Source organism: Bacillus sp. JJ1764 (assembly GCF_036962145.1).
In the GTDB taxonomy this organism is placed as follows: Bacteria; Bacillota; Bacilli; order Bacillales; family Cytobacillaceae; genus Neobacillus.
The window spans coordinates 1-5654 of the sequence record NZ_JBALNY010000035.1 but is presented as its reverse complement, the minus strand read 5'-3'; the positions used below and the strand labels follow the sequence as shown (position 1 = coordinate 5654).

The 5654-nt window shown below is 40.4% G+C and carries 6 protein-coding genes; all 6 read left to right on the top strand.

Going from position 1 to position 5654, the window contains the following annotated elements; all coding sequences use genetic code 11:
- Positions 1 to 250 precede the first annotated feature (250 nt).
- A complete protein-coding gene (locus V7083_RS05175) occupies positions 251 to 904 on the top strand; it encodes a TetR/AcrR family transcriptional regulator (RefSeq protein ID WP_335476080.1) in 654 nt (217 codons plus the stop codon).
- Between the two features lie 80 nt (positions 905 to 984).
- Complete coding sequence (locus V7083_RS05170) at positions 985 to 1674, top strand: GTP pyrophosphokinase (protein WP_335476187.1); 690 nt, start codon at positions 985 to 987, stop codon at positions 1672 to 1674.
- A 279-nt stretch (positions 1675 to 1953) separates the two neighbouring features.
- Positions 1954 to 4161 carry a heavy metal translocating P-type ATPase gene (locus V7083_RS05165; RefSeq protein ID WP_335476078.1) on the top strand — a complete coding sequence of 736 codons (2208 nt, stop codon included), beginning with the start codon at positions 1954 to 1956 and terminating at the stop codon, positions 4159 to 4161.
- 20 nt (positions 4162 to 4181) lie between these two features.
- On the top strand, positions 4182 to 4991 hold the full coding sequence (locus V7083_RS05160) for a hypothetical protein (RefSeq protein ID WP_335476076.1): 810 nt from the start codon (positions 4182 to 4184) through the stop codon (positions 4989 to 4991).
- Positions 4992 to 5065: 74 nt separating this feature from the next.
- Complete coding sequence (locus V7083_RS05155; protein ID WP_335476074.1) at positions 5066 to 5413, top strand: metal-sensitive transcriptional regulator; 348 nt, start codon at positions 5066 to 5068, stop codon at positions 5411 to 5413.
- 13 nt (positions 5414 to 5426) lie between these two features.
- Positions 5427 to 5633 (top strand): copper chaperone CopZ, encoded by a 207-nt coding sequence (gene copZ / locus V7083_RS05150; RefSeq protein ID WP_335476072.1) that lies wholly within the window; start codon positions 5427 to 5429, stop codon positions 5631 to 5633.
- Positions 5634 to 5654: the final 21 nt, after the last annotated feature.

Below are 5654 nucleotides of genomic sequence, written 5' to 3'. Positions count from 1 at the left end.
CTAAAAAGTTATAATATAGTATTCGAAAAAAAAAGATGATATCCTTCTTTTTCGATGGTGAATTAGAAAAATAATTTTTATAAAATCGGTCATGTTATCATCATTTCTGTAGCCAAGGGGTGTTTGAGCAGGAATTGATATAACATGAACCGTAGTTCAAGTATTACATGTTTTATACGGTATGTCAATTAAAAACATGAACTATGGTTCAAATTAATTTTATGTGTTATCATAATCATGAGGTGGTAATATGTCAGAGAAAGAGGACTTGCTGGTAGGTGATTTTCCGTTTGTACCCAAGCAGGAGCGAGCGCAGCAAAAGAGAAATGCCCTTATTGAGAGCGGTCGTGTATTATTTGTAACCAAAGGATATGAGCAGACGACGGCAAAGGAAATAGCTGCTCACGCAGGGGTGGCGACTGGAACGTTTTACCGTTATTTTTCTGATAAACGACAGCTTCTTATGTCATTATTAGAAGATAAAATTGAACGGTTTCTTCCTCCTGAGCCAAGTTGGTCTACCCAAGATCCTGTTACTTTGCTGGCAACATTATTGGAAGGTCACGCGAAACATTTGAAGGAGTGGGGACTTCAACGGGTCTTACCTGAATTATTACCTAAAGATATAGAGTTAACTGAGGTATTAGAAACGGCAAGAAGGAAAATATTTTCTAATATATTATTAAAATTGCAGGTTGCCCGGGAAAAAGGGCTAACCTGGAAAGATTTAGACTTAGAAACTGTAGCCTGGTCCATTCTGGTTTTGGTGGAAAATGCAACAGAATCTGAAATCAAACAGGGCATCTCGATGAATTATCTTGAAATGGCCAGAGTGATTTGTCGGATGGTTATGCCACCAGAAGCTTTGGAGAGAATCGCTTCTATTGAGACAAATAATGATTGAGAGGACGTTGTTAATTGAATTTGGAGCAAGGAATTGACTTGAAAGAATTGAAGGCATTAAAAGTGGAACTGACCAGATTTATGATGTCCTATAAGTTTGCTTTAGATGAAATGAATACAAAAATTAATATATTAAAAGAGGAATTTAATTTTATTCATGACTATAACCCAATTGAACATGTAAAATCTAGATTAAAGTCCCCTGAAAGTATTTTTGAGAAGGTCTATCGTAAAGGCTATGATTTTTCCTTAGACTCTATTAAAGAACATATTAGGGATATCGCTGGGATTAGGATTACTTGTTCGTTTATCTCAGATATCTATGAACTGAGCAAGATGCTTGCGAATCAAAAGGATATTCAGGTTGTGGACTATAAGGATTATATTCAAAATCCGAAGCCAAATGGTTATCAAAGCCTACATTTGATTTTACAAATTCCAATCTTTATGTCGGATCGGGAAGTTTTAACCTATGTGGAGGTACAAATCCGCACCATTGCTATGGATTTCTGGGCCAGCCTTGAACATAAGATTTATTACAAATACAACGAAGAAGTCCCAAGCCATATGATCGCCGAACTCAAAGAAGCAGCTGTCATGGCCAATCAATTAGATCAAAAGATGGAACGGCTTCACAAAGAAATATCCATCCTAAAACAAGCAGAACAAGAAAAAGAAGAAGAACACCTATTCTTAGACCTGCAGCCAGAAAACCTAAAACTGCCACCATTCATTGATAACATCCTAAAAAACAACAAACCAGAAAAATAATACCGCCTAAGAAACCCAGCGCCCGTCACAACAAACGTGACGGGCGCTTTTTGGTTAAATATTTTGTGTAAATTCATTTGGTGACTTTTTGGTGCCTGTCACCATCCGTGTACATTTGTGTGTCTCCAGTGGACATGTAAAATTCAGGTAGAAAGGCCCGTTTTTTCGGATTGGGGAAAAATTGATTATTTTTTATTGACATTATAGGGTAGGGGGGTATAGTATAAAAACATAAGATAAATGATAAGACCGAAACGGTTTAAATAGGGGGTACTATATATGTTAAAAGAAGTACAGCTACCAATTGTTGGGATGACGTGTGCGGCTTGTGCGACGCGAATTGAAAAGGGGTTAAATAAGATCACCGGGGTTGAGGAGGCCAATGTGAATTTGGCGCTTGAGAAGGCTACGGTCAAATTTGATTCCGAAGCGACGAATGTTGATCAGGTTATTCATAAGATACAGGATCTTGGTTATGATGTGTTAATGGAACAAGAGGAGGCAGCCATTAGCCATCGCGAAAAGGAGCTGGAGAAGCAAAAGGGAAAGTTTATCTTTTCGCTGATTTTATCCTTCCCACTTTTATGGGCGATGGTTAGCCACTTTGAATTCACGTCTTTTATATATTTGCCAGATCTGTTCATGAATCCTTGGTTCCAGTTTTCACTCGCCACACCAGTTCAGTTTATTATTGGAAAGCAGTTTTACGTAGGCGCATTTAAAGCTTTGAAAAACGGCAGTGCCAACATGGACGTTTTGGTTTCACTGGGTACTTCAGCTGCGTACTTTTACAGTCTGTACCTGTCCATTGATGCAGCGTTCGGGTCAGGCGGGAATATGCCAGATCTTTACTTTGAAACTAGTGCCGTGCTGATTACCCTAATCATTTTAGGAAAATTATTTGAGGCTCGAGCTAAAGGCCGGTCCTCTGAAGCAATCAAGAAGTTAATGGGTCTTCAAGCGAGAACCGCCAATGTGTTAAGGGATGGAAACGAGCAGGAGATTCCATTAGAAGAAGTGATGGTGGGAGACATCATTTATGTTAAGCCAGGTGAAAAAATCCCGGTTGACGGTGAAATCATTGAAGGTCGTTCCGCCCTAGATGAATCCATGATTACAGGTGAAAGTGTCCCAGTCGATAAAACCGTTGGCGATCCTGTCATTGGCGCCACTATTAATAAAAATGGCTTTCTAAAAATGAAAGCAACTAAAGTTGGAAAAGATACCGCATTAGCACAAATAATAAAAGTCGTAGAAGAGGCGCAAGGTTCCAAGGCACCCATTCAACGACTGGCAGACAAAATATCCGGAATTTTCGTCCCAATCGTAGTCGGAATTGCTGTTGCTACATTTCTTATCTGGTTTATCTGGGTAGATCCGGGGAACTTTGCCGAAGCATTGGAAAAGATGATTGCTGTACTCGTGATTGCTTGTCCTTGTGCCTTGGGCCTTGCCACACCAACATCGATCATGGCTGGTTCAGGCCGGGCCGCTGAGTTTGGCGTCTTGTTCAAAGGTGGCGAGCATTTAGAAATGACTCACCGCATTAACACTGTAGTTTTAGATAAAACCGGTACCGTGACAAACGGAAAACCACAGTTAACGGATATTTTCGTGGAAAATGACTTTTCGGAGGTTGAGTTTTTACAATTAGTTGGATCTGCAGAGAAGCAATCAGAGCATCCGTTAGCAGAAGCCATTGTCAGTAAAATCACCGAGAACGGCATCGATTTAGTTGATGTCGCCGAGTTTCAAGCCATACCGGGGTATGGGATAAGAGCGATAGTTAATAACCAAGAGATTCTTGTTGGTACCAGAAAATTAATGAAAAAATATGACATTGAATTTGAAACGGCTGCTGAAAAAATGGTCACTCTTGAAGAGAGCGGAAAAACAGCCATGTTAGTTGCAATCGATGGGAAAATGGCGGGAATCGTTGCTGTTGCCGATACAGTAAAAGAAACGTCAAAAGCAGCCATCAAAAAATTAAAAGACATGGGCCTTGAAGTGATCATGATGACAGGTGATAATGGGCTAACCGCCAACGCAATTGCAAAAGAAGTCGGAGTTAACGCTGTTATTGCTGAGGTACTACCAGAAGGAAAGGCAGCTGAGGTGAAAAAGCTGCAGGCGCTAGGAAAACGAGTGGCCATGGTGGGCGATGGCATCAATGATGCACCGGCCCTAGCGATTGCCGATATTGGCATGGCGATTGGCACTGGGACTGATGTTGCCATGGAAGCCGCTGATATTACCTTAATGCGCGGGGATTTGAACAGTATTGCTGATGCGATTTACATGAGCAAGAAAACCATTCAAAACATTAAACAAAATCTATTTTGGGCATTTGGCTATAATACACTTGGAATTCCGATTGCCGCAATCGGATTACTAGCACCTTGGCTGGCCGGTGCAGCCATGGCATTTAGCTCCGTATCGGTTGTACTAAATGCACTAAGGCTCCAAAGAGTAAAACTGGATCAATAGTAACCAAAAGGGGTTGGGAAATGATGAAGAAATGGGCAATTGCAGCCATTGTATATGTACTGGTGTTAATGGGGGGTTTTACAGCTTATGAACAATTCTTTACAAAAGATAGTGAAGCAAGCTCACATAAGATGTCTGACGCCAAACATGATGCCACTAATGAGCACGAGCATGAAGGAGGTGATGAAACAACAAGTGAAGTAAAAACCAATTTTGTCTATGACAAAGGGAAGATCATCATTCAAATAACAGATAAAGACGGTAAAGCTGTTGACCAATTAAAGGTCAATCATGAAAAACTACTGCATTTAATTGTCGTTGATGACCATCTTGATCAATATTATCATTTGCACCCTAAAAAAGTGGAACAAGGCAAGTTTGAGATTTCTCATAGCTTTAAAGATGGTTCGTATAAAGCATTTGTTGATATTAAGCCGGAGAACTTAAGTTACCATGTTACTCCGATCTCCTTTACAGTAGGGAAACAACAGGAAAGTCACAGTCATGCTCAGTTGCAAGCAGAGGAAATCTTCACGAAAACGATTGATGGAAAAAATGTTGAAATGGTCTTGAGTGCCCAGGAGGCAGGGAAACCAGTCACCCTCAAATTCAATTTGGATCAATCTACACTTGAACCCTATTTAGGTGCAGCTGGTCACGTAGTGATTCTTGACGAAGCGGCAAATCAATACTTGCACGTACATCCGCATAATGAGCAGGAGCCTATTTTTGAGACAGAATTTGCAAAACCAGGAATCTATAAAATTTGGGCTGAATTTAAACAAGAAGGGAAGGTAAGAGTATTCCCATTCGTCATCAAAGTGAAATGACCAACGTGCACAGTTTCGTCATGTATTACCGTACGGGGGTATGATATAATGGGGGAAAAAGGAGGCCGGATCATATGTCTACTGGATTGGAGAAGGATGATCAAGTAAGCGGTGAAGCCTGTTGCGACCATGAAAATGGTGAACGGAAAAGTCACCATTCAGATAAAGTGAAAAGTAACTTAATTACCAGATTGAATCGCATTGAAGGCCAAATTCGCGGGATTAAAGGGCTAATTGAAAAAGACACGTATTGCGATGAAGTGATTCATCAAATTTCAGCGACACAATCTGCTCTTAATAGCGTCGCAAAAATCCTGCTTGAAGGCCATATGAAAAGCTGCGTGATTGAACGGATTCAAGAAGGGGATCTCGAAGTTCTTGATGAGGTTCTTGTCACGATTGAAAAATTAATGAGAAAGTAGAGGAATGTTCATAATGGAAAACGTTACATTAACGGTAAAAGGTATGTCTTGCGGTCATTGTGTAAAAGCAGTAGAAGGCAGTGTCGGAAAACTTGCAGGCGTTAAAAAGGTAGAAGTGAAATTGGAAAAAGGCTTAGTGGACGTAGAGTTTGACTCTAATGCAGTATCCCTTGCTACAATCAAAGAAACGATTGATGATCAAGGCTACGATGTAGAATAAAGTAAAGGGGCTGGGACATAA